At 55.1% G+C, this 25,775-nt stretch carries 23 protein-coding genes and 1 tRNA gene; 5 read left to right on the top strand and 19 right to left on the bottom strand.

The window, feature by feature from the left end; translation table 11 throughout:
* Positions 1 to 4: 4 nt before the first annotated feature.
* The 5 genes from GM298_RS10490 to proB all read right to left on the bottom strand — a co-directional run bounded on the left by GM298_RS10490 (position 5) and on the right by proB (position 4,588).
* Entirely contained in the window at positions 5 to 622 is a 618-nt protein-coding gene (locus tag GM298_RS10490; protein ID WP_266154129.1) for a site-specific integrase, read from the bottom strand.
* A gap of 45 nt (positions 623 to 667) precedes the next feature.
* Positions 668 to 1,945, bottom strand: coding sequence for a DUF6538 domain-containing protein (locus GM298_RS10485; RefSeq protein WP_266154075.1), 1,278 nt, complete (start codon positions 1,943 to 1,945; stop codon positions 668 to 670).
* An 87-nt stretch (positions 1,946 to 2,032) separates the two neighbouring features.
* A tRNA-Thr gene (locus GM298_RS10480) sits at positions 2,033 to 2,108 on the bottom strand.
* Between the two features lie 111 nt (positions 2,109 to 2,219).
* The gene (gene proA, locus GM298_RS10475; RefSeq protein ID WP_262784460.1) at positions 2,220 to 3,473 is read right to left on the bottom strand and encodes a glutamate-5-semialdehyde dehydrogenase; all 1,254 of its coding nucleotides are present in this window, start codon (positions 3,471 to 3,473) and stop codon (positions 2,220 to 2,222) included.
* An 11-nt stretch (positions 3,474 to 3,484) separates the two neighbouring features.
* Positions 3,485 to 4,588, bottom strand: coding sequence for a glutamate 5-kinase (gene proB, locus GM298_RS10470; RefSeq protein ID WP_266154074.1), 1,104 nt, complete (start codon positions 4,586 to 4,588; stop codon positions 3,485 to 3,487).
* Positions 4,589 to 4,892: 304 nt separating this feature from the next.
* Here proB and phoE point away from each other — a divergent pair, with 304 nt between their 5' ends.
* Complete coding sequence (gene phoE, locus GM298_RS10465; RefSeq protein WP_266154073.1) at positions 4,893 to 5,945, top strand: phosphoporin PhoE; 1,053 nt, start codon at positions 4,893 to 4,895, stop codon at positions 5,943 to 5,945.
* A gap of 93 nt (positions 5,946 to 6,038) precedes the next feature.
* On the opposite strand, the gene crl is transcribed toward phoE, so the two are convergent.
* The 3 genes from crl to gpt all read right to left on the bottom strand — a co-directional run bounded on the left by crl (position 6,039) and on the right by gpt (position 8,307).
* Positions 6,039 to 6,440, bottom strand: a complete 402-nt coding sequence (crl, locus tag GM298_RS10460; protein ID WP_025760274.1) for a sigma factor-binding protein Crl — start codon at positions 6,438 to 6,440, stop codon at positions 6,039 to 6,041.
* A 57-nt stretch (positions 6,441 to 6,497) separates the two neighbouring features.
* A complete protein-coding gene (frsA, locus tag GM298_RS10455; RefSeq protein WP_025760275.1) occupies positions 6,498 to 7,742 on the bottom strand; it encodes an esterase FrsA in 1,245 nt (414 codons plus the stop codon).
* 106 nt (positions 7,743 to 7,848) lie between these two features.
* Positions 7,849 to 8,307, bottom strand: a complete 459-nt coding sequence (gene gpt / locus GM298_RS10450) for a xanthine phosphoribosyltransferase (RefSeq protein WP_003863205.1) — start codon at positions 8,305 to 8,307, stop codon at positions 7,849 to 7,851.
* Between the two features lie 257 nt (positions 8,308 to 8,564).
* Between gpt and pepD the strand changes: the two genes are divergently transcribed.
* Complete coding sequence (gene pepD / locus GM298_RS10445) at positions 8,565 to 10,022, top strand: cytosol nonspecific dipeptidase (RefSeq protein ID WP_262784461.1); 1,458 nt, start codon at positions 8,565 to 8,567, stop codon at positions 10,020 to 10,022.
* 495 nt (positions 10,023 to 10,517) lie between these two features.
* On the opposite strand, the gene dinB is transcribed toward pepD, so the two are convergent.
* The 8 genes from dinB to GM298_RS10405 all read right to left on the bottom strand — a co-directional run bounded on the left by dinB (position 10,518) and on the right by GM298_RS10405 (position 17,723).
* The gene (gene dinB / locus GM298_RS10440) at positions 10,518 to 11,576 is read right to left on the bottom strand and encodes a DNA polymerase IV (RefSeq protein WP_025760189.1); all 1,059 of its coding nucleotides are present in this window, start codon (positions 11,574 to 11,576) and stop codon (positions 10,518 to 10,520) included.
* Between the two features lie 106 nt (positions 11,577 to 11,682).
* A complete protein-coding gene (nqrM, locus tag GM298_RS10435; RefSeq protein ID WP_025760188.1) occupies positions 11,683 to 11,886 on the bottom strand; it encodes a (Na+)-NQR maturation NqrM in 204 nt (67 codons plus the stop codon).
* Positions 11,886 to 13,109, bottom strand: a complete 1,224-nt coding sequence (nqrF, locus tag GM298_RS10430; protein WP_025760187.1) for an NADH:ubiquinone reductase (Na(+)-transporting) subunit F — start codon at positions 13,107 to 13,109, stop codon at positions 11,886 to 11,888. Before nqrF ends, nqrM begins: the two co-directional genes overlap by 1 nt.
* A 10-nt stretch (positions 13,110 to 13,119) precedes the next feature.
* The gene (gene nqrE / locus GM298_RS10425; protein WP_023334613.1) at positions 13,120 to 13,716 is read right to left on the bottom strand and encodes an NADH:ubiquinone reductase (Na(+)-transporting) subunit E; all 597 of its coding nucleotides are present in this window, start codon (positions 13,714 to 13,716) and stop codon (positions 13,120 to 13,122) included.
* A 6-nt stretch (positions 13,717 to 13,722) separates the two neighbouring features.
* Complete coding sequence (locus GM298_RS10420) at positions 13,723 to 14,361, bottom strand: NADH:ubiquinone reductase (Na(+)-transporting) subunit D (RefSeq protein ID WP_025760186.1); 639 nt, start codon at positions 14,359 to 14,361, stop codon at positions 13,723 to 13,725.
* Complete coding sequence (locus GM298_RS10415; RefSeq protein WP_025760185.1) at positions 14,354 to 15,148, bottom strand: Na(+)-translocating NADH-quinone reductase subunit C; 795 nt, start codon at positions 15,146 to 15,148, stop codon at positions 14,354 to 14,356. Before GM298_RS10415 ends, GM298_RS10420 begins: the two co-directional genes overlap by 8 nt.
* Positions 15,141 to 16,376, bottom strand: a complete 1,236-nt coding sequence (locus GM298_RS10410; protein WP_008500258.1) for an NADH:ubiquinone reductase (Na(+)-transporting) subunit B — start codon at positions 16,374 to 16,376, stop codon at positions 15,141 to 15,143. Before GM298_RS10410 ends, GM298_RS10415 begins: the two co-directional genes overlap by 8 nt.
* Positions 16,377 to 16,379: 3 nt before the next feature.
* Complete coding sequence (locus GM298_RS10405; protein WP_266154072.1) at positions 16,380 to 17,723, bottom strand: Na(+)-translocating NADH-quinone reductase subunit A; 1,344 nt, start codon at positions 17,721 to 17,723, stop codon at positions 16,380 to 16,382.
* A gap of 298 nt (positions 17,724 to 18,021) precedes the next feature.
* On the opposite strand from GM298_RS10405, the gene dpaA reads away from it, so the two are divergent.
* Positions 18,022 to 18,762 carry a peptidoglycan meso-diaminopimelic acid protein amidase gene (gene dpaA, locus GM298_RS10400; RefSeq protein ID WP_025760182.1) on the top strand — a complete coding sequence of 247 codons (741 nt, stop codon included), beginning with the start codon at positions 18,022 to 18,024 and terminating at the stop codon, positions 18,760 to 18,762.
* On the opposite strand, the gene GM298_RS10395 is transcribed toward dpaA, so the two are convergent.
* Both GM298_RS10395 and lpcA read right to left on the bottom strand, forming a co-directional pair.
* Positions 18,733 to 19,500: a class II glutamine amidotransferase gene (locus tag GM298_RS10395; RefSeq protein WP_008500262.1), complete on the bottom strand. Its 768-nt coding sequence runs from the start codon at positions 19,498 to 19,500 to the stop codon at positions 18,733 to 18,735. The genes dpaA and GM298_RS10395 overlap by 30 nt on opposite strands.
* A 46-nt stretch (positions 19,501 to 19,546) precedes the next feature.
* Positions 19,547 to 20,125 (bottom strand): D-sedoheptulose 7-phosphate isomerase, encoded by a 579-nt coding sequence (gene lpcA / locus GM298_RS10390; RefSeq protein ID WP_025760181.1) that lies wholly within the window; start codon positions 20,123 to 20,125, stop codon positions 19,547 to 19,549.
* Between the two features lie 239 nt (positions 20,126 to 20,364).
* On the opposite strand from lpcA, the gene fadE reads away from it, so the two are divergent.
* Complete coding sequence (gene fadE, locus GM298_RS10385) at positions 20,365 to 22,809, top strand: acyl-CoA dehydrogenase FadE (protein WP_266154071.1); 2,445 nt, start codon at positions 20,365 to 20,367, stop codon at positions 22,807 to 22,809.
* Positions 22,810 to 22,917: 108 nt separating this feature from the next.
* A complete protein-coding gene (locus GM298_RS10380) occupies positions 22,918 to 23,688 on the top strand; it encodes an amidohydrolase (protein WP_045285103.1) in 771 nt (256 codons plus the stop codon).
* Positions 23,689 to 24,173: 485 nt separating this feature from the next.
* Here the strand turns inward: GM298_RS10380 and GM298_RS10375 are convergent, their stop codons facing one another.
* Positions 24,174 to 25,775, bottom strand: coding sequence for a gamma-glutamyltransferase family protein (locus tag GM298_RS10375; protein WP_126801742.1), 1,602 nt, complete (start codon positions 25,773 to 25,775; stop codon positions 24,174 to 24,176).

The raw sequence follows: 25,775 nt of genomic DNA, 5'->3' as shown, positions 1-25,775 counted from the left end.
CAGGCTATTGCGGTTCTTTTCGCGATTTGTTGCTCTGTTTAATCCGTAGCGCATCAGCTACAGCAACCACACCATCTTCGCAAACAAATGGAGCAACTTCCGGTAGCCCTAACGTAACGCTCTCAAGCACAGCATAGAGGGCTGCTGGTGGATGATCTTTGCTATACCGGTTCTCTGTCTCGCCAGAACCGCGGATATGCCCAACAAACTGCGCACGCGTCTCGCTGTCGATTCCAGCTTGTTTAAGTCTAGTAGAAAACGTGTGACGGAATGAATGGAAAGATTTTTTGCTCTCTTTTTCAAAGCCTAACCGTTCTTTGAGCAACGAGCGATTAAACCAGTCCGAAGCTTTATCGCCATATCCTTTTACAGGGTGGTAAGGAAGCTCGGGAAATAAACGTTCATGGCCTGCTTTCTTCAATGCTTCGCAATAGCGGACTAATCCAAGTTTGATCAATGTCGGATGCAACGGTATTTTCCGCCGCGAATGAATAGTTTTTAGCGACTGATCGGCACGCTCATTGCTGATTTCGAAGAAATAAAACCCGACCGCATCCTGCTTAATATCGTCAAGATAAAGCTGACATAATTCATTTATCCTCGCGCCGGTAAAAAAGCCAATTAGCGGTAGCCAGTAATGAAATGCACGATAATGATGGAATTGCCCCTAACTATTTTTATCGACAGTCCCACGTTTATACCAAGGCATACCAAAAATAGCTTTCAAATCCTCATCAGTGAAATTAGATTTGAAATCCTGATCCATCTTTTCATTTTCAATAGGTGCAAAGAATTTATTCGCAGGAGACTTAATAAAAATGCCTTCTCCATCAGCCCACTGGAAAGCCTCGAAGAGAATTCGCATATATTTACGAACGGCATTATCGCTCATTAGAGGATCACTATTCTCTTTTGCCTTGACAATCAATTCATGAACATCATTGATTTTATATCTTATTTTTGCCAGATCGCGCCTTGCAGGTATCGACCTTAGTAAGCTCTCATATTTACGAAGGAAGTCACGGTCAACTTTTTCAAGCGTTGAATCACCCATGACTTCAAGGAGTAAGCCAAAACCTTCCCGAACTCGATTTTCTGCCTTTTCCGTGAATTTCCCTCCACGCTTGTAGCGAATATATTTTTCACATAACTCGCTCATTTTCACTGAGTAGTATTTACGATTTACATATTCATTATCCGGTATTGATGAGGGCAATAATACAGGGGGAATTGCTTTTGGTTTTTCAGGCATGATTGGAGAAACCGCTGCGCTATGTGACAGCCAAAATAATCGTAAGCGCTCAGCTTGCACACGATGAATCATTAATGAACTAGGCGAGATTTCGACACCGGGAAAGTCAACAAACCAAGCGGCTTTGGATGAAGCCTCTGAGGATTTAAATGCGGTTTCTGCATCCAGCAGCTCGCCAGCGATCATCTGACGTAATATACGTGATAAAACCAGGGGCTGAACATAACCGGTCAGAGAACCTCTGATCCCGATGTTAATGGCACTATCGATGATAAATCCAGAAGCCTCAGGATCATCCTTATCAACGAGTGAAAGATCTTCTACATAGTAGGCAGGACGCCCATCAGCAAGCCAAAAAAGCGGGATATTTGTATCAAGTAGTCGCTGCGCCACTTGTTGCAGGGAAGCGCTCGTTAAACCGCAAAATTCAGCGAGGCTGATCATTCCTTCGCCAGCCAAAGCAGGCGCACTGCTTACCAACTTTTCTCTATCCAATTCTTGATACTCACCCAGACATCGCTGCCAAACAACCAATAGACCTGCGGCAATCGCTCGCGCTTTTCTGATGTCGTTTGTTTCTGTTGAAGCGTGAATCTCACGCTGTCCCGTGTAGAGACGGTATCGGGCGGGAACTGCAATACGGACAACATAAATACCGCTGCTACGGCGATACAGATTATCACGTTGAGCCATCGGCTGTATGACCTCTATGTAGGAGAGGCTACGCGATTTCACTCTGAATGAATTTAAAGTTAATTAAATCAATGAAATAGAAGTGACTGGTGCCGATAATAGGAGTCGAACCTACGACCTTCGCATTACGAATGCGCTGCTCTACCAACTGAGCTATATCGGCCCTAAGAGGCCGGTTACGAATGTAACCACGGGGCAAAAGGTTAGATCTATCCGGGTGATGCGTCAATGCCCTTTTGAATCAAACGGCTATTTTTGCATCACCCGTGATTATTTACGCACGAATCGTATCGTCGCCGAAGCCGATCCACTTATACGTGGTCAGCGCTTCCAGCCCCATCGGACCGCGCGCGTGCAGTTTCTGCGTGCTGACCGCCACCTCTGCGCCAAGGCCGAACTGGCCGCCGTCGGTGAAGCGGGTGGAGGCATTCACATACACCGCAGAGGAGTCCACCTCGTTCACGAAGCGATCGGCATTGCGCAGCGTACGCGTCAGGATAGCGTCGGAGTGCTGCGTGCCATGCTCACGGATGTGCGCAATCGCGTCGTCGAGATCGGTAACGATTTTCACGTTCAGGTCCAGGGACAGGAACTCATCGTCGTACTGCTCCGCTTTTACGGGCACGACTTTCGCCGGGCCATCCTGAAGCAGTGCCAGCGCGCTGGCGTCAGCATGCAGCGTTACGCCACTCTCTGCCATCTGTTTGCTCAGGGCCGGCAGGAAGGTATTCGCGATACCCTGATGCACCAGCAGCGTTTCTACCGTGTTACAGGTGCTTGGACGCTGGGTTTTCGCATTCACGATAATCTTCAGCGCCGGTTCAATCTCAGCGCTGTCGTCCACCACGATATGACACACGCCAATACCGCCGGTGATCACCGGGATCGTCGACTGCTCACGGCACAGCTTATGCAGGCCCGCGCCACCGCGTGGGATCAGCATGTCGATGTACTTGTCCATGCGCAGCATTTCATTGACCAGCGCGCGGTCAGGGCTCTCTATCGCCTGCACGGCGCCCGCAGGTAAGCCACACTCTTCCAGCGCCTGCTGAATAACTTTTACCGTCGCGGCATTGGTGCGCCAGGTCTCTTTCCCACCACGCAGAATAGCGGCGTTACCGGTTTTCAGGCACAGGGAGGCGACATCCACCGTTACGTTTGGACGGGCTTCATAAATCACGCCAATGACGCCGAGCGGCACGCGGCGACGCTCAAGACGTAAACCGCTGTCGAGCAGTCCACCGTCGATCACCTGCCCGACCGGGTCAGCCAGATTGCAGACCTGGCGAACATCGTCGGCGATACCTTTCAGGCGTGCCGGGGTCAGGGCCAGGCGGTCGAGCATCGCTTCGCTCAACCCGTTACGACGCGCTTCCAGCAGATCCTGCTCGTTGGCGAGCAAAATCTCCTGGGACTGGGATTCCAGATAATCAGCGATTTTTTCCAGCACGCGGTTTTTCTCGCGGCTGGAAAGGAGCGCCAGTTTGTAAGAGGCGGCCTTCGCGGCGGCGCCCATTTGTTCCAGCATGTTCTGGCTCCTTAACGAATAATCATGTCATCGCGATGCACGGCAACCGGGCCATATTCATAGCCCAGAATGGCGTCGATCTGCTGCGAGTGTTGACCCGCGATGCGGCGCAGGGCATCGCTGTTATAGCGGCTTACGCCGTGGGCGATGTCGCGACCTTCGAGGTTACTGATACGGATCACTTCACCACGGGAGAAGTTGCCTGTCACGCTTTTAATTCCTTTAGGTAGCAATGAACTTCCACGTTCCAGAATCGCGGCGGTTGCCCCTTCATCAACAACAAGCTCGCCCGCAGGCGGCGCACCAAATATCCAGCGCTTACGGTTTTCCAGCGGGGATTCCTGGGCGTGGAAGCGGGTACCGACGGAGATGCCTTCCATCACGTCACCAATCACCCCAGGGCGGCTACCCGCCGCAATGATGGTGTCGATACCGGCACGGCATGCTACGTCAGCGGCCTGCAGCTTGGTTCCCATGCCGCCCGTACCCAGGCCGGATACGCTGTCGCCGGCAATAGCGCGCAGCGCATCGTCGATGCCGTGAACGTCGGTAATCAGCTCGGCTTCCGGGTTGGAACGTGGATCGGCGGTAAACAGCCCCTGCTGGTCGGTCAGAAGCAGTAATTTATCCGCACCGGCCAGAATCGCCGCCAGCGCAGAGAGGTTATCGTTATCACCCACTTTGATTTCAGCGGTGGCAACGGCATCGTTTTCGTTAATAACGGGAACGATATTGTTGTCCAGCAGCGCACGCAGGGTATCGCGGGCGTTCAGGAAGCGCTCTCTGTCTTCCATATCCGCACGCGTCAGCAGCATCTGCCCGACGTGGATGCCATAAATCGAGAACAGTTGTTCCCAGAGTTGAATGAGTCGGCTTTGTCCCACGGCGGCCAGCAGCTGTTTGGAGGCGATCGTCGCGGGGAGTTCGGGGTAACCCAGGTGTTCACGCCCGGCGGCTATCGCCCCGGAGGTCACAATCACAATACGATGCCCTGCGGCATGTAACTGAGCGCACTGACGTACAAGCTCAACAATGTGGGCGCGATTTAGGCGGCGCGATCCGCCTGTTAACACACTGGTACCGAGTTTTACCACCAGCGTCTGGCTGTCACTCATGATTCTCTGCCGTTCAACGATAAGGGAAAGTAATGTCGAACGAACGTTTTAACAGGAGTCAGCCCGGTTGCCAACTGCCTTAGCACATCGCGAAACACTTTGTTGCGCGGGATCAGGAAGCGTAGCGGTGAAAATTGACACTTTTATTACCGAAATAATAAATCACAGTTTTTTAAAATTATTCTTAGTTTGTCATAAAAGTTTCATTGCAGAGCGATAAAACCCTTCCTGTTTTTTCACGGGACTTAAGCCGACGCTTATCGTCCAGCGAATTTTTTAGCGCGTTTATAAGACAGGATCGAAAATGAAAAAGAGCACTCTGGCATTAGTGGTTACGGGCGTAGTGGCTTGTGCATCGGTTCACGCCGCAGAAGTTTATAATAAGAACGGTAATAAACTGGACGTGTACGGCAAAGTAAAAGCCATGCACTACATCAGTGATGATGATTCTAAAGACGGTGACCAGACGTACGTTCGTTTCGGTTTTAAAGGCGAAACACAGATTAACGATCAGCTGACGGGCTATGGCCGCTGGGAATCCGAATTTGCGGGTAACAAAGCCGAGAGCGACTCCTCTCAGAAAACGCGTCTGGCGTTTGCTGGTCTGAAACTGAAAGACTTCGGTTCTCTGGATTATGGTCGTAACCTGGGCGCACTGTATGACGTGGAAGCCTGGACCGATATGTTCCCGGAGTTCGGCGGTGACTCTTCCGCCCAGACCGATAACTTCATGACCAAGCGTGCTACCGGTCTTGCCACCTACCGCAACACCGACTTCTTCGGCGTGGTTGACGGCCTGGACATGACACTTCAATACCAGGGTAAAAACGAAAACCGTGACGTTAAAAAACAGAACGGTGACGGTTTCGGTACTTCTCTGACCTATGACTTCGGTGGCAGCGATTTCGCGATGAGCGGCGCATACACCAACTCTGACCGTACCAACGCTCAGAACCTGCTGACGCGCGGCGAAGGCAAAAAAGCCGAAGCCTGGGCAACCGGCCTGAAATATGACGCGAACGATATCTACCTGGCGGCAATGTACTCTGAAACCCGCAATATGACCCCAATTTCAGGTGGCTTCGCCAATAAAGCCCAGAACATCGAACTGGTTGCACAATATCAGTTTGATTTCGGTCTGCGTCCGTCCCTGGGTTATGTCCAGTCTAAAGGCAAAGATATCGAAGGTATCGGTGATGAAGATCTGGTGAAATACATCGATGTCGGCGCGACATATTATTTCAACAAAAATATGTCCGCGTTTGTTGATTATAAAATCAACCAGATTGATGACGATAATAAACTGGGTGTGAGCAGCGACGATATCGTTGCCCTGGGGATGACCTACCAGTTCTGATAATGCAGACATAAAAAAACCGGCTTGATGCCGGTTTTTTTATCGGGGATTAATGCGGTCTGGTGCCCTCTCCCACAGGGAGAGAGAAGAGCATCAGGCCGTTAGTTTCGCCGCTTCACTGGAAAAATTATCTGCGGGCTCAAGCTTCAGATCCAGCGTGGCCAGCAAATCTCGCGCCTTGTCGTGGAACTCTTTGAGCGTATATTCCAGGCGATCGATCACTTCCTGATCTTTAATGGTGGTAGCCTGCCAGTTGCCGTCTTTATTAAACAGGCCAAACTGGTAGCTATAGGTAAAACGTTTCTCTTCTGCTTCCATTTCCATCCACCAGCCCCAGAATTCACGTTTTTCGGGTGCAGGCTTCACGTTGACGCATACAGCCAGGCAGTCGAAAAAAAAGCGATTCTCTTCACACTGCTCTTCTCGAATATACGGGCCAAGAGCCATGAACTTCTTAATCAATCTACTTTTCGGGTGTCCACTCGGTAACGTCATTGCGATCTCCTTTTGTGAAGCCACTGTTTTACCAAACCAGCGAAATTTAGCAATCTATTAACACAATCTCTGCGCGATCCAGCGCGTAATCTCTTTCAGCGCTTTGTCGAAATTCTGATAGACCGGGCTGAACGGCACCTCAAGCAATTTGCCATCCGCAGATGACGACGTGATTAAACGCGACTCTTCTTCCGGGCTGAACGGATCGTTCTTCCAGAACCCCGAAAGCATCGGCGTCGGGCAGCGGCGGCCCAGCAGGCCCTGCGTTTTTAACGAGTAGCGATTAAGCTCAACGCGCAGCGCTTCGTCTGATGCATCATGCATACCCAGTCGGCTGGCCAGCACGTCGAGGTACATCTCCGGCACGCTGCCCTGGCGGGCGGGGTCGCTGAGCAGAGCGTGAACCACCGGGCCAAGACAGGCCACGGCTTTCAGACGAGAAGATTCAAGGTAGGCCAGACGCACCGCAACGTTCGCGCCAAAACGGAAGCCAAATGCCGCCACGCGGGTGTGGTCGACCCAGGGAATATTTTCCAGCGCTTTTAGCGCATGCTGGTGCAGCAGGCTGGAATCCTGAGTCAGTTTCCATTTGGATGAAAAACCAATAGAGGGCATATCCAGCGTCAGCATCGCGATCCCTTTTGGTGCGAAGTAACGCTCATACAGGCTGTAATAGTCGATCTGCAATGAATCCAGCCCCCCGCACATCAGTACGGTCGGGAACGGACCTTCACCTTCCGGCATATGCAGGAACCCGGTAACGGATGACCCACCCGGAATGGTAAACTCGAGCTCACGCATCTGGCCCGGCAAGCGTTGAGCCGCCTCTTCATAGGCGCGATTGGCCAGCGCCTGCGCCTGCTCGGCCAGTTCGTCGCCTTTTAAGTGAGGATAGGCGGCAATGGCGTAGAGATTGGCCGCATGCAGCCAGTGCTTGCCGCTGAGCATGGCATCCTCTTCCTGGCTGGCTTTTTGCTGCCAGAGCATCGCCTGTTTAGACCATTCGTAGATCCAGTTTCCGCCGCGGTAGCCCACCACCGTATCGTAGAGTTCACTGTCGGTCCGTTCGGCTTCACTCATCACGATGCGCGCCTGCACATCGAGAATTTCACGGGGGTCGATACCGCGCCAGATCCACATCAGGCGGTTAATCATTCGGTACCAGTGGGGGACGTTTTTACCGTCTAACGCGGACTGGACGGCAGGCTGGGTACCCGGGTTAAAACGGCGCACCAGCGTCGAGGTTTCAGGGTGCTTGAAACGGGGTTTGAACAGCGTCTCGGTGAGATTGGCCTGCGTCATTGCGTTGCCTCCATGGATACGTCATATAGAGACTATTGTAACGCGCGTCAGACTAAAAAAAACAACGCCCGGCATCACCGGGCGTTAAAATAATTGCGGTCTGGAATTAACGACCTGAGATTGGCGGTACGAACACCACGCCCATATCCCATGGCTGTTCAATCCAGGTATCCTGAGGAATATCAATCACGTAATCGTCAACCAGAGGGCGACCCGCCGGTTTCGCGAAGATAGTGACGAAATGCGCTTTCGGGTACATTTCGCGGATGGCCACCGCAGTACCACCGGTATCCACCAGGTCATCAATAACGATGAAACCTTCGCCGTCGCCTTCCGCGCGTTTCAGCACTTTCAGCTCGCGCTGGTTGTCATGGTCATAGCTGGAGATGCAAACGGTATCGACATGACGAATACCCAGCTCACGTGCCAGCAGCGCCCCCGGTACCAGGCCGCCACGGCTGACGGCAATAATGCCTTTCCACTGTTCGGAAGGCATCAGACGCGCAGCCAGTTTGCGTGCGTGGATCTGCAACATGTCCCAGGTGACGACGTATTTTTCGCTCATGTGAAGTGTCCCAGCCTGTTTATATACGGCTTAAAAAAATGAGGGTGAACCAGGTTGCGCGAGATTATAGAGATCTGACGCACTAAAAACCAGTGTTTAGCGCCCTCTGCCTGAGTTTTTACATGCTTTATGCTACCAGCCAGCAGAGAAAGTGGTATTCTCAGTTTCATCTCGCAAGCCTGACTTGTGGTGACTATTAACCTGCTAACCCTGTGACCTGCAACCCTGTTTGCAGAGCATCGACAAGGAGACTTATCGTGTCTGAACTGTCTCAACTATCTCCGCAGCCGCTGTGGGATATTTTTGCCAAAATCTGCTCCATTCCACACCCGTCCTACCATGAAGAACAGCTTGCCGAACATATTATGGGTTGGGCGAAGGAAAAAGGTCTGCACGCTGAACGCGACCAGGTTGGCAACATTCTGATCCGCAAACCGGCTACTGCAGGCATGGAAAACCGTAAACCGGTTGTGCTGCAGGCGCACCTGGACATGGTGCCACAGAAGAACAACGACACCGTTCACGACTTCACTAAAGATCCTATTCAGCCCTACATCGACGGCGACTGGGTGAAAGCGCGCGGCACCACTCTGGGTGCAGATAACGGAATCGGTATGGCCTCCGCGCTGGCAGTGCTGGCTGACGACAGCGTTCAGCACGGTCCACTGGAAGTGCTGCTGACCATGACCGAAGAAGCGGGCATGGATGGGGCGTTTGGTCTTCAGCCGAACTGGCTGCAGGCGGATATTCTGATCAACACCGACTCCGAAGAAGAAGGCGAGATCTACATGGGCTGTGCGGGCGGGATTGATTTCATCTCTACCCTGCCGCTGTCACGCGAAGCGATTCCTGCCGGTTTCCAGACCTTTAAGCTGACGCTGAAAGGGCTGAAAGGCGGCCACTCCGGCGGTGACATTCACCTGGGTCTGGGCAACGCCAACAAACTGCTGGCGCGCTTCCTGGCAGGCCACGCGGCTGAGCTGGATCTGCGTCTGGTGGATTTCAACGGCGGTACGCTGCGTAACGCGATCCCGCGTGAAGCCTTCGCGACTGTCGCTGTACCGGCCGGAAAAGCGGACGAGCTGAAAAAACTCTCCAGCGTTTACCTGGATATCCTGAAAAACGAACTGTCCGCGAAAGAGAAAAACCTGACCGTGGTGCTGGAATCCGTCTCAACGGATAAAGCCGCGCTGACCGCACAGTCTCGTGACACCTTCGTTCAGTTGCTGAACGCGACGCCAAACGGCGTGATCCGTAACTCCGACGTGGCGAAAGGCGTGGTGGAAACCTCACTGAACGTGGGCGTAGTAACCATGAGCGACGACAGCGCAGAAATCATCTGCCTGATCCGTTCCCTTATCGACAGCGGTAAAGAGTATGTGGTGAGCATGCTGGAATCTCTGGGTACGCTGGCCGGTGCAAAAACCTCCGCCAAAGGCAGCTACCCGGGCTGGCAGCCGGACGCAAGCTCGCCGGTGATGGCACTGGTGCGTGAAACTTACCAGCGTCTGTTCAACAGCACGCCGAACATTCAGGTGATCCACGCGGGTCTGGAATGTGGTCTGTTCAAAAAACCGTATCCAGACATGGACATGGTTTCTATCGGGCCAACCATTACCGGGCCGCACTCGCCGGATGAGCAGGTTCATATCGAAAGCGTGGGCCATTACTGGACTCTGCTGACTGAACTGCTGAAAGCGATTCCTGCTAAGTAATAGCCTTACCCCAGCCCTCTCCCATAGGGCTGAGGGATCCCCACAAAATAATGTCTGCACAGACAACCCCCTCTCCCTTGAGGGAGAGGGCTGGGGTGAGGGGGAACATACGGCTGTAGAGGTTATTCCGTTCACTTTATGTTCCTTGCTACTCTGTAACGGCATGACCAGTGAACGTGCCAGGGCGGCTCAATCGCCACCGCCCTGGCGACCCGGGCTCCCGGCGGTAAATCGCCGCTTCGCGGTACCCTCAGCTTATTCCTCCAGGCTATCGGGTCGGGCATGAGCCTGCATCCCTGCAGGCCACGCCCTCTCGGCGCATCCCTGCGCCTCGCCCCGGCCTTACGGAAACGCTTCGGCGATTTACAGCCGGACCAGAGCATCGCTGTAAGTCATTAATTTTGCTGAAGCAACGTTCATCGCTTCAGGTAAAAAATTACTGGGGATTCCTCAGCCCAAAGGGAGAGGGTGAACACCGTCGCGCCACCGGTTTTTTTACAGGCCCAATACCAGCTGTCGCTCTAACTGCGGATCCAGCAACGTGACGTGCAACCCCACCAGCCTGACTCCGCGCCCTGCCCGCCGCTCATCCCAGGCCTTTTTCGCCGTCGCGATGAGATCGTCTTTATTCAGACGCGGCCAGACGTGTTCCTGTGTGGTCTGCTGAAAGTCATTGAATTTCAGCTTGATGCCCTGTCGTGCAATAAGCAGGTCCGGCTTCACCTTGATTAAGCGTCGTTCCAGCTCCGGGTAGAGCTGTTCTGTGATAATAAACTCGCATTCGGACCAGTCATGAATATCTTCACTGAGGGTTCGCTCAACGCCGACGGATTTCCGTAACCGTTCGCTGTTCACATCGCGATCGTCAATCCCCTGGCTGCGCTCCCACAGCACGCGGCCAAACTTCCCAAAGCGTTTGAGCAGCATGGCCAGATCGCTGCGCTGCACATCTTCGCAGGTGCGTAATCCCATACTTTCCAGCTTTGCGGCAGAGACTTTTCCCACCCCGGGAATTTTGCCAAGCGGCAGCGTTTTTAAAAACGCAGGCACCTCCTCCGGGGTAATAACGTACTGACCGTTGGGCTTATTTAAATCGGAGGCAATTTTGGCGAGGAATTTTACGGGTGCCACGCCCGCCGATGCCGTCAGATTGAGCTCGTTGAAAATTGTCTGACGGATCTCCTGCGCCATCAGCGTGGCGGAGCCGTGGCAGTGCACGCTGTCGGTAACATCCAGATAGGCCTCGTCCAGCGACAGCGGCTCTATCAGGGAGGTATAACGGGAGAAGATTTCACGGATATGGTTTGAGGCTTCTTTGTATGCCTCAAACCGACCGGGTAAAAGCGTGAGATGAGGGCAGAGCTTCAGCGCCATCGCCGTCGGCATGGCGCTGCGCACGCCATATTTGCGCGCAGGATAGTTGGCGGTGCTGATGACCCCCCGCTGAACGCGGCTGCCGCCTATCGCAATGGGGATATCCCGCAGCGCCGGGTTGTCACGCATCTCCACTGCGGCAAAAAAGCAGTCCATATCAACATGGATAATTTTGCGCATAGTAAGCCCTCACTCATCACTGGATAAGTATACAGTAAATAAATGAGGGTTGAGAAGTGGATATAAGAACGCCGGGTGGCGGCTTCGCCTTACCCGACCTACCAGACTAAATAATGCGCTGCTGTTCGCGGGCCATCCGTTTTTTGCGCGCATCGCACGGTTCCGGGCAGTCGCACACCTTTTCCATCCCAATGGAAGTAATGCCGCCGCAGCTGCCCTGAAGGCTTTTCCGCTTAACGATCCAGCCTAACGCCATGCCGAAAATGACGAGCACGAAAACCACGAAGGTAGCCAGAAAGGTCAGCATCATCAGCCTCCAAAGTCATCGAGCAGGATGTTCTCATCTTCCACACCGAGATCTTTTAGCATCTTAATCACGGCAGCGTTCATCATCGGCGGCCCACACATATAGAACTCGCAGTCTTCCGGTGCCGGATGCTGTTTAAGGTAGTTTTCATACAGCACGTTATGGATGAACCCGGTATAGCCCGTCCAGTTATCTTCCGGCTGTGGATCGGAGAGCGCCACATGGAAGGTAAAGTTCGGATTTTCACGCGCCAGCTGTTCAAACTCATCGTCATAGAACATTTCGCGCAGGGAGCGCGCACCGTACCAGAAGCTGATCTTACGCTGGCTGCCCAGTCGTTTGAGCTGGTCAAAGATGTGCGAGCGCATCGGGGCCATACCGGCACCGCCGCCGATAAACACCATTTCCGCGTCGGTATCTTTGGCAAAAAACTCACCAAACGGGCCGGAGATCGTTACCTTATCGCCCGGCTTCAGGGACCAGATGTACGACGACATGACGCCCGGCGGGGCATCCGGCACGTTCGGCGGTGGCGTGGCAATACGCACGTTGAGCATGATAATGCCCTTCTCTTCCGGGTAGTTGGCCATAGAGTAGGCACGCAGCGTCGGCTCTTTCACCTCCGACACAAAGCGGAAAAGATTGAATTTGTCCCAGTCGGCACGATACGCCTGCGGCACGTCAAAGTCCGCATACGCCACGGTGTGCGCCGGACATTCAATCTGAATGTATCCCCCGGCTCGGAACGGGACATCTTCCCCTTCCGGCACCCGCAGCTTCAGCTCTTTAATAAAGGTGGCTTTGTTATCATTAGAGATAACCTCACACTCCCATTTTTTGACGCCGAAAATTTCCTCCGGCAGCTCAATTTTCATGTTCTGACGCACCGCGACCTGGCAGGCCAGACGGCAGCCCTCTTTTGCCTCACGTTTGGTGATATGCGCCAGCTCGGTTGGCAGAATATCGCCACCGCCCTCTTTTACCGTCACGCGGCACTGCCCGCAGGAGCCGCCGCCGCCGCATGCTGAGGAGACAAAAATGCCGTTACCCGAGAGCGTATTGAGCAGTTTATCCCCCGCCGGGGTGCGGATCTGATTCTGCGGCTCGTCGTTAATATCAATCACTACGTCGCCGGAATTCACCAGCTTCGCACGCGCCGCCAGAATAAGCCCTGACAGCACCAGTACAATCAGCGTGAACATCACCACGCCAAGTATTATTTCCATCTGTTAGCCCTTATAGCTGCACACCGGAGAAGGACATAAAGCCCAGCGCCATCAGCCCGGTGGTGATAAAGGTGATCCCTAAGCCACGCAGCCCTGCAGGCACGTTGGCATATTTCATTTTTTCGCGGATCCCCGCCATGGTGACAATCGCCAGCATCCAGCCGATGCCGGAACCGAAGCCGTACACCACGGACTCACTGAAGTTGTAATCACGCTGAACCATAAACGAAACGCCGCCGAAGATGGCGCAGTTCACCGCGATCAGCGGCAGGAAGATCCCCAGCGCGTTGTAGAGTGACGGGAAGTACTTATCGAGGATCATCTCCAGGATTTGCACCAGCGCGGCAATCACACCAATAAAGGTGATGAAATTCAGGAAGCTGAGATCAACGCCCTCTACCAGCGCGCCGTCCCGCAGTACGAAGTTGTACACCAGGTTGTTAATCGGCACCGATAAGCCGAGCACCACGGTGACCGCCACGCCCAGACCAAATGCCGTCGACACTTTTTTGGACACCGCAAGGAACGTACACATGCCGAGGAAAAACGCGAGCGCCATGTTTTCAACAAACACCGCCCGCACAAACAAACTCAGGTAATGAGCCATCGTCGGTTACTCCTTTTCCTGCTGTTCTGGTCTCAACGTACGAATCAGCCAGATCAACAAACCGATAATGAAAAATGCGCTAGGGGCCAGCAGGAACAGGCCGTTTGGCAGATACCAGCCGCCGTTTTGCACCGTCTCCAGCACCGTGATGCCAAATAATTTACCGCTGCCAATGAGCTCACGCAGGAACCCCACTGTCAGCAGGATCACGCCATAGCCGAGGCCGTTGCCGATACCGTCCATAAAGCTCGCCAGCGGCGGCATTTTCATGGCGTAGGCTTCCGCACGCCCCATCACGATACAGTTGGTGATGATAAGCCCAACAAACACCGAGAGCTGTTTCGAGGTTTCATAGGCGAAGGCGCGCAGTAGCTGATCGACCACGATAACCAGCGAGGCGATGATCGCCATCTGCACGATGATCCTCACGCTGTTGGGAATGTGGTGGCGGATCATGGAGATAAACATGCTGGAAAACGCGGTTACCAGCGTTACCGCCAGCGTCATCACCACCGCCGTTTCCAGCTTGGTCGTTACTGCCAGGGCTGAACAGACGCCCAGCACCTGCAGCGTTATCGGGTTATTGGCGAGCAGTGGGCCAATGAGAACCTTTTTGACTTCTTTCAGTTCACCGGTATCAGCCATTGTTCAGCGCTCCTTCACGTACGTTTTTCAGGAAAGGCCCAAAGCCCAACTCGCCCATCCAGAAATCAAAACTGTGCTGCACGCCTTTTGAGGTGAGCGTGGCGCCGGACAGTCCGTCTACCGCGTAGTCGTCACCGGGACGTGCCGCCCCTTTCATCACTTTCAGCGCGGGTAGCCCGTTGTCATCAAGCACTTTCTTGCCGATAAACTGCGCCCGCCAGTTCGGGTTTTCCACTTCGCCACCCAGACCCGGTGTTTCCCCCTGGTCGTAATACGTGATGCCTTTTACGGTGCGACCATCTGTATCCAGGGCCACAAAGGCATACATCATTGACCACAGGCCGTTACCGTAGACAGGAAGCACTACTTCCTGAATGCGTTTTTGGGCGTCACGAACGAGATAAATTTCAGCAAGATTGCTGCGACGTTTAATGCCAGCCGGATCCTGTGACGCGTCCAGCGTCAGGCTCATCTGCGGATCTTTCAGCGCCAGCGCCTGGTTATACTTCGCCGGGTCTTTATCCAGCAGTTGTCCGGTTTTTAAATCCACCAGACGTGGCGAGATACGCTCCGCAAAGACCGCCGAGACGTCGTCTGCACTCATCCCTTCCTGCATCAGCCCGGCGACGGCCAGGATATTGCGCTGTTTATCCAGCGCACGTTGCGCCTGCTGCAGGGGTTTTAACCCCACGGCAGAGCCGGCCACGACAATCGAACAGACCAGACAGAGCACCAGCACCACCAGCAGCGTTTTGCTGATGCTGTCGTTATTTTTAACCTCAGCCACGCGCCTTCCTCCGCTTAATGTTGGCCCGCACCACCAGGTAATCGAAGAGTGGCGCAAACAGATTGGCAAACAGAATGGCCAGCATCATCCCTTCCGGGTACGCCGGGTTAACCACGCGGATCAAGACACACATCGCGCCAATGAGTACGCCATAGCTCCATTTGCCTTTATCCGTAAACGAGGCAGAGACAGGGTCGGTTGCCATAAACATCATGCCGAACGCGAAGCCACCCAGCACCAGATGCCAGTACCAGGGCATGGAGAACATCGGGTTGGTGGTCGAACCGATAACATTGAACATCGTGGCGGTCAGCACCATGCCGATCATCACACCAGCCACAATTCGCCAGGAGGCCACGCGTCCAAACAGGATGATCGCCCCACCAATCAAAATCATCAGCGTGGAGACTTCCCCGATGGAGCCCGGTATGTTGCCAATAAAGGCGTCAAACCAGGTGACAGGCTGGCCTGTGGCGTTGTTGACCAGCGTTTCGCCGCCGTGTGCCGCCCACTGTGAAAGCGGCGTTGCGCCGGAAAAACCGTCGGCCGCTGTCCATACCAGGTCACCCGAAATTTGCGCCGGATACGCAAAGAACAGGAACGCTCGCCCCGCCAGTGCCGGGTTGAGGAAGTTACGCCCGGTGCCGCCGAAGATCTCTTTGGCAATCACCACGCCGAAACTGATGCCCAGCGCCGCCTGCCAGAGCGGTAAGGTGGGTGGGACAATCAGGGCAAACAGAATGGAGGTTACGAAGAAGCCTTCGTTGATCTCATGTTTACGAATGATGGCGAACAGCACTTCCCAGAAGCCGCCCACGATAAAGACCGTGATGTAAATCGGCAGGAAGAACACCGCACCCAGCGTCATCATGCTCACCCAGCCTGCGTCTGGCGCAAAGCTCACACCCAACGACTGGGCCAGACGGTAGTGCCAGTCTGACTGGAGCACCTGCGCCAGCTGCTGTGCATCATACATATGGTGCAGCGCCGGAATGGTCTGCAGACCGACGTTGTACATCCCCCAGAACATCGCCGGGAAAACCGCAAACCAGACCAGGATCATCATCCGCTTAAGGTCGATGGCGTCACGAACGTGCGCCGCCCCTTTCGTCACCAGCCCCGGCGTATAGAAAATGGTCGCCGTTGCTTCATACAGCGGGTAGTACTTTTTGAGCTTCCCTTCGGTAAAGTGCGGCTCAATTTTTTCAAAGAGGTGTTTTAAGCCCATCGGTTATCCTTCCTGCTCAATGCGGGTTAACACCTCGCGCAATACGGGTCCATATTCGTATTTTCCCGGACAGACATAGGTACAGAGCGCCAGATCTTCTTCGTCAAGCTCAAGGCAGCCCAGCGCCTGCGCGCTGTCGGTATCGCCAGCGAGCAGATCGCGCAGCAGCATGGTTGGCAGAATATCCAGCGGCATGACGCGCTCGTAGTTGCCAATCGGGACCATGGCGCGCTCGCCACCGTGCGTAGTGGTCGAGAAGTTAAACAGCCTGTTACTCAGGAAGTGACCTAACGTGGTACGGGTGACGGAAAATTTTTCCGCACCGGGCAGTACCCAGCCGAACAGCTCTTTGTCTCGGCCTTCCTGCACAATGCTCACCTGCAAATGGAAACGTCCCAGATAGGCGTGCGCATCAACAGCATGGCGGCCACTGAGAACGGAACCGGAAATCAGGCGGTTTTCACCCTCTTTGATTTCCCCCGCCAGCAGTTCATTGATGTCCGCGCCCAGCAGCGTTTTCACCAGACGCGGATGCTTAGCCTGCGGCCCGCCAATCGCAATGATGCGTTCCGCACTCAGTTCACCGGTGGTGAACAGCTTACCGATGGCAATAACATCCTGATAGTTAAGATGCCAGACCTGTTTCGTCAGGCTTACCGGCTCAAGGAAGTGGATGTGCGTCCCGACCAGCCCCGCCGGATGCGGCCCCGCAAACGTATTAAACGTAACCTGCCCCTGCGGATGGCCGCCGAGCTTACCGCCGCCGGCCTGGCAAACGTGGACTTTCCCCGATGTCAGGCGGGTTAAAAGGGTCAGTCCGGCATCAAAGGCTTTACGCTGCGCCAGAATAACCGGTTGTGGATCCACGCTGAGCGGGTTGGTGTCCATTGCCGTCACGAAAATCGCGGCCGGCTCCGTACCCGGAACAGGGGATTTGCTGAAGGGACGCGTACGAAGCGCGGTCCATAAACCGGACGCCAGAAGCTGAGCCTGAACAGCGTCGCGGCTTAGCGATGCGAGATCTGCGGTGTCGTAATGGGCGAATTCACACTGCTCATCGCCTTCAATGCGGATAACCACCGACTGCAGAACGCGCCGTTCGCCACGGTTGATCGCCACTACGGTACCGCTCGCGGGTGCGGTGAACATCACGCCGGGATTTTTTTTGTCCTCAAAGAGTGCCTGGCCTTTGATAACGCGATCGCCTTCCTCTACCCGCATTGAAGGACGCATTCCCAGGTAGTCGTCGCCCACAATGGCGACATGACGGACACTTGCGCCTGTCGAAACGTGCTGCTCTGGCACGCCTGCAATCGGCAGATCAAGTCCTTTTTTGATTTTAAACATGTGGTTAGCAGGTTTCCATGAACAACAATCCAGTGGGCGCGAAGTGTAACATTTTCCCCTTCTCGCGGGCAGGTAATCCGCCGTTACGCGCGCCAAATTGCGAGCTAATACGCAAAGTTCCTGGAGTCAACGCGATTTCGATGGTTTATAAAGTAAAACTAATTTGTAAACTCACCGCCCGGCTCTTGCGAAAATCTCTGGCGGTGCTAATGTGAGCGCTCCTAACAGAATAATCTGATTTCGGGTCTCTTTTGCCGTCCTGGCAAGTTGGTCATGGTTTTATCAAGGAACTAGTAGTATGCGTAAAATCGCATTGTTCATTGCGATGCTTCTGATTCCGTGCATGTCGTTTGCCGGGCTGCTCAGCAGTAACAGCTCAACGACGCCGATCAGCAAAGAATATAAACAGCAGTTAATGGGATCGCCGGTTTATATTCAGATCTTCAAGGAAGAACGCACTCTCGATCTGTTTGTAAAAATGGGTGAGACATATCAGCTGCTTGATAGCTACAAAATATGTAACTACTCCGGTGGATTAGGGCCAAAACAGCGTCAGGGCGATTTCAAAAGTCCGGAAGGGTTTTACAACGTTCAGCGTAGCCAGCTCAAACCGGACAGCCGCTTCTATAAAGCCATCAACATCGGGTTCCCGAATGCCTTTGACCGTGCGCACGGTTACGAAGGTAAATACCTGATGATCCACGGTGCCTGCGTCTCTATCGGCTGCTACGCGATGACCGATTCCGGCATTGATGAGATTTTCCAGTTTGTCACCGGTGCGCTGGTCTTTGGTCAGCCTAACGTTCAGGTCAGCATCTATCCGTTCCGCATGACCGATGCCAACATGGCGCGTCACAAGTACTCTTACTACGCGGATTTCTGGAAACAGCTGAAACCAGGCTATGACTACTTCGAGCAGACGCACAAGCCGCCTGTTGTCTCGGTGGTGGATGGCCGTTACGTGGTCAGCAAGCCGCTGAGCCACGAAGTTGTCCATCCACAGCTGGCGTCAAATTACACGGTCCCCGAGACAAAATAGTACCCACTCGCCTGGCATAATCTTTTGCCAGGTTTCGTTGCCCGTCAGCGGCTGCGTTGCAATGACAGTGACCACATCGTTCGGTGTGGTCTCTTTCTGAAAGTCTATCTCCACATCCTGATCGAGTAGCGTTGCAACGCCAAACGGCGCACGACGGGTGATCCAGAACAGGTTCGTCGAGCAGAACGCCATCACATAGCGCCCGTCAGAGAGCAGCATGTTGAACACGCCTTTTTCGCGCAGCTCAGTGGCCAGCGTCGCGATGTATTTAAACACCGCCGCCATGTTGCCCGGGGTTCGCGGATAGCGCTCCGTCAGCTTATGCAGCAGCCAGCAAAAAGCTTTTTCGCTGTCGGTTTCGCCTACCGGGCGGAAATTGCCCGTCTCCAGCGACTTATAGCCCGTGAGTTGCCCATTGTGCGCGTAGGTCCAGTTACGGCCCCACAGTTCACGGGTAAACGGATGCGTATTTTCCAGCGCCACTTCGCCGCGGTTTGCCTGGCGAATATGGGCGATCACCGAGCGCGACTTGATGGGATAGTCCTGCACCAGTTTGGCAATCGGTGAGTTAAAGCTGGGCTGTGGATCTTTGAACGTGCGACACCCTTTGCCTTCGTAGAAGGTAATGCCCCAGCCGTCTTTATGCGGCCCGGTTCCTCCACCGCGCTGCACCAGCCCGGTGAAACTAAAGCAGATATCGGTTGGCACATTGGCGCTCATCCCGAGCAGTTCGCACATACGTCACCTCCACAACAGCGGGGGCAAGGGTGCCCCCAGCGAAGTCTTACTTAACCATCTCTTTTTCGATCAGCTGAATCAGGATGTGGATCACTTTGATGTGAATTTCCTGAATACGATCAGCATAACCGAAGTGCGGCACACGGATTTCGATATCCGCCGTACCGGCCATCTTACCGCCATCTTTACCGGTCAGGGTGATGACTTTCATCCCTTTTTCACGTGCGGCAGCGATCGCTTTGATCACGTTTGCAGAGTTGCCCGAGGTAGAGATCCCCAGCAGCACGTCACCTTCACGACCCACCGCTTCAACGTAGCGGGAGAAGACGTAGTCGTAACCAAAGTCATTGCTCACGCAGGAGATATGGCTCACGTCGGAAATCGCGATCGCAGGGTAGCCCGGACGGTTTTCACGATAGCGTCCGGTCAGCTCTTCTGCAAAGTGCATGGCATCGCAGTGGGAACCGCCGTTACCGCAGGAAAGCACTTTGCCACCGGCTTTGAAACTGTCGGCCAGCAGGACCGCCGCGCGCTGAATAGCGTGAATATTGGCATCATCTTTCAGAAAGTTAGCCAGCGTTTCCGCCGCTTCGTTCAGTTCGTTACGAATAAGATCCTGGTACATGAGGATAATCCTTCAGTATTGATGAAATAACACAGTGGAGTGTACCGGATAGCGGTAAAAGCGAGAAGCTAAAGCCATACGAATCCCCTGGCGTTTTGCTTTTTCGTGCCGGCGAAAACGCGAACAATGTGAACCAGGTTGTAATTATTTTGTAAACACATTGCTAAAGGAAATAACATCAACTACAACCATATCATCACAAGTGGTCAGACCTCCTACAAGCAAGGGAGCTTTTCTTTATGATGATTTTGAGCATTCTCGCAACTGTTGTTCTGCTCGGTGTGTTGTTCTATCACCGCGTCAGTTTATTTCTGAGCAGCCTGATCCTTCTGGCCTGGACCGCTGCGCTTGGCGTCGCCGGTCTGTGGACTATCTGGCTTTTGGTCCCGCTGGCCATCATTCTCCTGCCGTTTAACCTTGCCCCGATGCGTAAATCCATGATCTCCGCGCCGGTGTTCAAAGGTTTCCGCAAGGTGATGCCGCCGATGTCGCGTACGGAAAAAGAGGCGATTGATGCCGGTACGACCTGGTGGGAAGGCGATCTGTTCCAGGGCAACCCCGACTGGAAAAAGCTCCATAACTACCCGCAGCCGCGTCTGACCGCTGAAGAGCAGGCCTTTATTGATGGCCCGGTGGAAGAAGCGTGCCGTATGGCGAACGACTTTGCCATTACCCATGAAATGGCCGATCTGCCGCCCGAGCTGTGGGCGTATCTGAAAGAGCATCGCTTCTTCGCGATGATCATTAAGAAAGAGTACGGCGGTCTGGAATTCTCCGCCTACGCTCAGGCGCGTGTACTGCAAAAGCTGGCGGGCGTTTCCGGGATCCTGGCGATTACCGTGGGCGTGCCTAACTCCTTAGGCCCGGGCGAACTGCTGCAGCATTACGGTACCGAAGAGCAGAAAGATTACTACCTGCCGCGTCTGGCACGTGGTCAGGAAATCCCTTGCTTCGCGCTGACCAGCCCGGAAGCAGGCTCCGATGCGGGCGCGATCCCGGATACCGGCGTGGTCTGCATGGGCGAATGGCAGGGCGAGCAGGTGCTGGGTATGCGCCTCACCTGGAACAAGCGTTATATCACGCTGGCGCCTATCGCTACCGTGCTGGGTCTGGCCTTTAAGCTCTCTGACCCGGAAAGACTGCTGGGCGGCGAAGAAGATCTGGGCATTACCTGTGCGCTGATCCCTACCTCGACGCCAGGCGTTGAAATTGGTCGTCGTCACTTCCCGCTGAACGTGCCGTTCCAGAACGGCCCAACCCGCGGTCAGGATATCTTTGTGCCGATTGACTACATCATCGGTGGCCCGAAAATGGCCGGTCAGGGCTGGCGTATGCTGGTGGAATGTCTGTCGGTGGGTCGCGGTATTACCCTGCCGTCGAACTCAACCGGTGGTCTGAAGTCTGTGGCGATGGGGATTGGCGCGTACGCCCATATCCGCCGTCAGTTCAAAATCTCCATCGGCAAGATGGAAGGTATCGAAGAGCCGCTGGCGCGTATCGCGGGCAACGCTTACGTGATGGACGCCGCCGCGTCGCTGATTACCTACGGCATCATGCTGGGCGAAAAACCGGCCGTACTGTCCGCCATTGTGAAGTACCACTGTACCCACCGCGCGCAGCAGTCGATCATTGACGCGATGGATATCGCAGGCGGTAAAGGCATTATGCTCGGCGAAGGCAACTTCCTGGCGCGCGGCTATCAGGGCGCACCGATTGCCATCACCGTTGAAGGGGCAAACATTCTGACCCGCAGCATGATGATCTTCGGTCAGGGGGCGATTCGCTGCCATCCTTATGTCCTGGAAGAGATGGCCGCTGCGCAAAATAACGACGTGGATGCCTTCGATAAACTGTTGTTCAAACATATCGGTCACGTGGGCAGCAACAAGGTGCGCAGCTTCTGGCTGGGCCTGACGCGCGGTCTTACCAGCGCGACGCCAACCGGCGATGCGACAAAACGTTATTACCAGCATCTTAACCGTCTGAGTGCCAACCTGGCGCTGCTGTCCGACGTCTCTATGGCCGTACTTGGCGGCAGCCTGAAGCGTCGCGAACGTATCTCTGCCCGTCTGGGGGATGTGTTGAGCCAGATTTTCCTGGCCTCTGCGGTGCTGAAACGCTACGACGATGAAGGCCGTCAGGAAGCGGATCTGCCGCTGGTGCACTGGGGCGTTCAGGATGCGATGTATCAGGCAGAACAGGCGATTGACGATCTGCTGGCAAACTTCCCGAACCGCTTTGTCGCCGGCGCCCTGCGCGCGGTGATCTTCCCGACCGGTCGTCATCATCTGGCGCCGTCGGACAAGCTGGACCACAAAGTGGCGAAGATCCTGCAGGTACCGAGCGCAACCCGCTCCCGTATCGGCCGTGGTCAGTATCTGGCCCCAACCCCGCATAACCCGGTGGGTCTGCTGGAAGAGGCGCTGCTGGACGTGATGGCCGCCGACCCGATTCACCAGAAAATCTGTAAACAGCTGGGCAAAAACCTGCCGTTTACCCGTCTGGACGAACTGGCGAAACAGGCGCTGGCCGGTGGCATTATCAGTAAAGATGAAGCAGCCCTGCTGGTGAAAGCCGAAGAGAGCCGTCTGCGCAGCATTAACGTGGATGATTTCGAACCGGACGAGCTGGCGACGCAGCCGGTAAAGCTGCCGGAGAAGCACCGTAAACCTGAAGCGGCATAACCCGTTTCGCCTGCACAAACCCCGCCGCGCGCGGGGTTTTTTATTGCCACATTTTCTCTTTATGTCGTGCTACAGTGTCAAAAAGCGGTCGTTTGAGGAGTCTGAATTGTGCCTGGTCTGAAGATTTCTATTTTGCAGCAACCTTTAGTGTGGATGGATGGCCCCGCCAACCTGCGCCATTTTGATCGTCAACTGGAAGACATTACCGGGCGTGATGTGATTGTCCTGCCGGAGATGTTCACCACTGGCTTCGCCATGGAAGCGGCAAAACAGTCAATGCCGCAGGAGGAGGTGGTCGCCTGGATGCATACCAAAGCGCAGCAGACTCACGCGCTGATTGCCGGCAGCGCCGCCCTGCAAACCGAACGCGGGCCGGTGAACCGCTTCCTGCTGGTTGAGCCGGAAGGGAAAGTGCATTTTTACGATAAACGTCACCTGTTCCGCATGGCGGATGAACATCATCACTATGAAGCGGGTAACGAGCGCGTGGTTTTTGAATGGCGCGGCTGGCGTATTTTGCCGCTGGTCTGCTATGACCTGCGCTTCCCGGTGTGGTCACGCAACCGCAACGATTACGACCTGGCGCTGTATGTCGCCAACTGGCCTGCGCCGCGCTCCCTGCACTGGCAGTCGCTGCTGGTGGCGCGCGCAATTGAAAACCAGGCCTATGTGGTGGGCTGTAACCGCGTAGGAACTGACGGCAACGGGCATCACTATCGCGGCGACAGCCGGGTGGTGAATCCGCAGGGCGAGATTATCGCCACCGCCGAGCCGCATCAGGCGACGCGGATTGATGCCGAGCTGTCATTGACGGCATTGCAGGAGTATCGCGAGAAGTTTCCGGCATGGCAGGACGCGGATCCGTTTAGCATTGGCTGAAATTTTCCCCTCACCCCAACCCTCTCCCAAAGGGCTGAGGAATCCCCACAAAATAATGCCTGCACAGACAACCCCCTCTCCCTTGAGGGAGAGGGCTGGGGTGAGGGGGAACATACGGCTCTGGTGGACATTCCGTTCACTTTATGTTCAATGCTACTCTGTAACAACATGACCAGTGAACGTGCCAGGGCGGCTCAATCGCCACCGCCCTGGCGACCCGGGCTCCCGGCGGTAAATCGCCGCTTCGCGGTACCCTCAGCTTATTCCTCCAGGCTATCGGGTCGGGCATGAGCCTGCATCCCTGCAGGCCACGCCCTCTCGGCGCATCCCTGCGCCTCGCCCCGGCCTTACGGAAACGCTTCGGCGATTTACAGCCGGACCAGAGCATCGCTGTAAGTCATTAATTTTGCTGAAGCAACGTTCATCGCTTCAGGTAAAAAATTACTGGGGATCCCTCAGCCCAAAGGGAGAGGGAGGATAAAACATTAACTCACCAACGCCTGCCCGTCTTTGCGGCTCTCCGTCGCGGCCACGTAGTGCCCTTCCGGCATCCGGTAAATCACCTGGGCTCCACCGAAGTTGTAATCCTGAAGCGGATCCTCCACCACGATGTGGTGCCCGCGCTCGCGCAGCGCCGCGATAGTATTGCGATCGAACGTCGATTCGACGATCACCTCCCTGCCCTGTACCACGCGCCAGCGCGGGGCATCGATGGCCGCCTGCGGGTTTTGCCCGTGCAGCATAATGCGCAGCGCCATCTGCATATGACCCTGCGCCTGCATCGGCCCGCCCATCACGCCGAAGGACATCAGCGGCTTACCGTTACCGTCCATCGCAAAGCCCGGAATGATGGTGTGGAACGGACGTTTGCTGCCCGCCAGTGCGTTCGGGTGCTCAGGATCCAGTACAAATCCGCAGCCGCGGTTTTGCAGGCTGATCCCGGTATCCGGCACCACAATCCCGGACCCAAAGCCCATATAGTTGGACTGAATAAACGAGACCATCATCCCGCTGGCGTCCGCAGTGCTGATGTAGACCGTGCCGCTCTGCGTCGGGGAACCGTAGACAAAATCAGACGCGCTGTCGTGGTTGATCAGCGCCGCACGCGACTTCAGATAAGCGTCGCTCAGCAACTCTTTTGCCGCGAACGCCATATGATCTTCATCCGCCACGTAGCGGTCGAGGTCCGCCAGCGCCAGCTTCATCGCCTCAATGGACAGGTGCAGGGACTGCACGGAATCCGGATGGTGCTTCTCAATACCACACTGCTCAAGAATGCCCAGCGCAATCAGCGTGGCAATCCCCTGGCCATTCGGCGGCAGCTCCTGCACCGAACCGCCCGCGAAGTCGCGTGACAGCAGCTCTACCCAGTCGACGCGATGGTTAGCCAGATCCTCCGCCGTCAGGTGCGCGCCGTGTTCTTTGGCAAAGGCGGCAATTTTCTGCGCCAGCTCGCCACGGTAAAACGCCTCGCCGTTGGTTCTCGCAATCAGCTCCAGTGAGTTCGCCTGCGCCGGGTTACGGAAAATCTCCCCCACGCGCGGGGCGCGGCCTTCCGGCGCGAAGCAGGCGCTGAAGCCCGGCTGATCTTTCAGCTTGAGATAGCCGCGCTGCCAGAGATGCCCAATCAGCGGCGAGACCGGGAAACCGTTGCGCGCGTAGTCAACCGCAGGCTGCGCCAGGGTGGTCAGCGGCAGCGTGCCGAAGCGTTCCGCCAGCGCGACCCAGCCGGATACCGCCCCCGGTACGGTCACCGCGTCCCAGCCGATTTCCGGCACCGCAGTTTTTCCGGCAAACAGATCCGCATGCCAGCTCGCCGGTGAACGACCCGACGCGTTCAGTCCGTGCAATTTTTCACCGTCCCAGACAATGGCGAAGGCATCGCTGCCAATCCCGTTGCCGGTCGGCTCGACCACCGTCAGGGCCATCGCGGTGGCAATGGCCGCATCAACGGCATTCCCGCCCAGTTGCAGCATCTTCATCCCCGCCTGCGCCGCCAGCGGCTGAGACGTTGCCACCGCGTTATGGCCCATCATCGGTGGGCGACGTGAAAGGTAACCGGACGTAAAATCAAGCGCTTTGGTCAT

The organism is Enterobacter sp. HSTU-ASh6, assembly GCF_026319105.1.
Lineage (GTDB): Bacteria > Pseudomonadota > Gammaproteobacteria > Enterobacterales > Enterobacteriaceae > Enterobacter > Enterobacter sichuanensis.
Note: the sequence above shows the minus strand (reverse complement) of the source record. Positions and strands in the feature narration are given on the sequence as shown.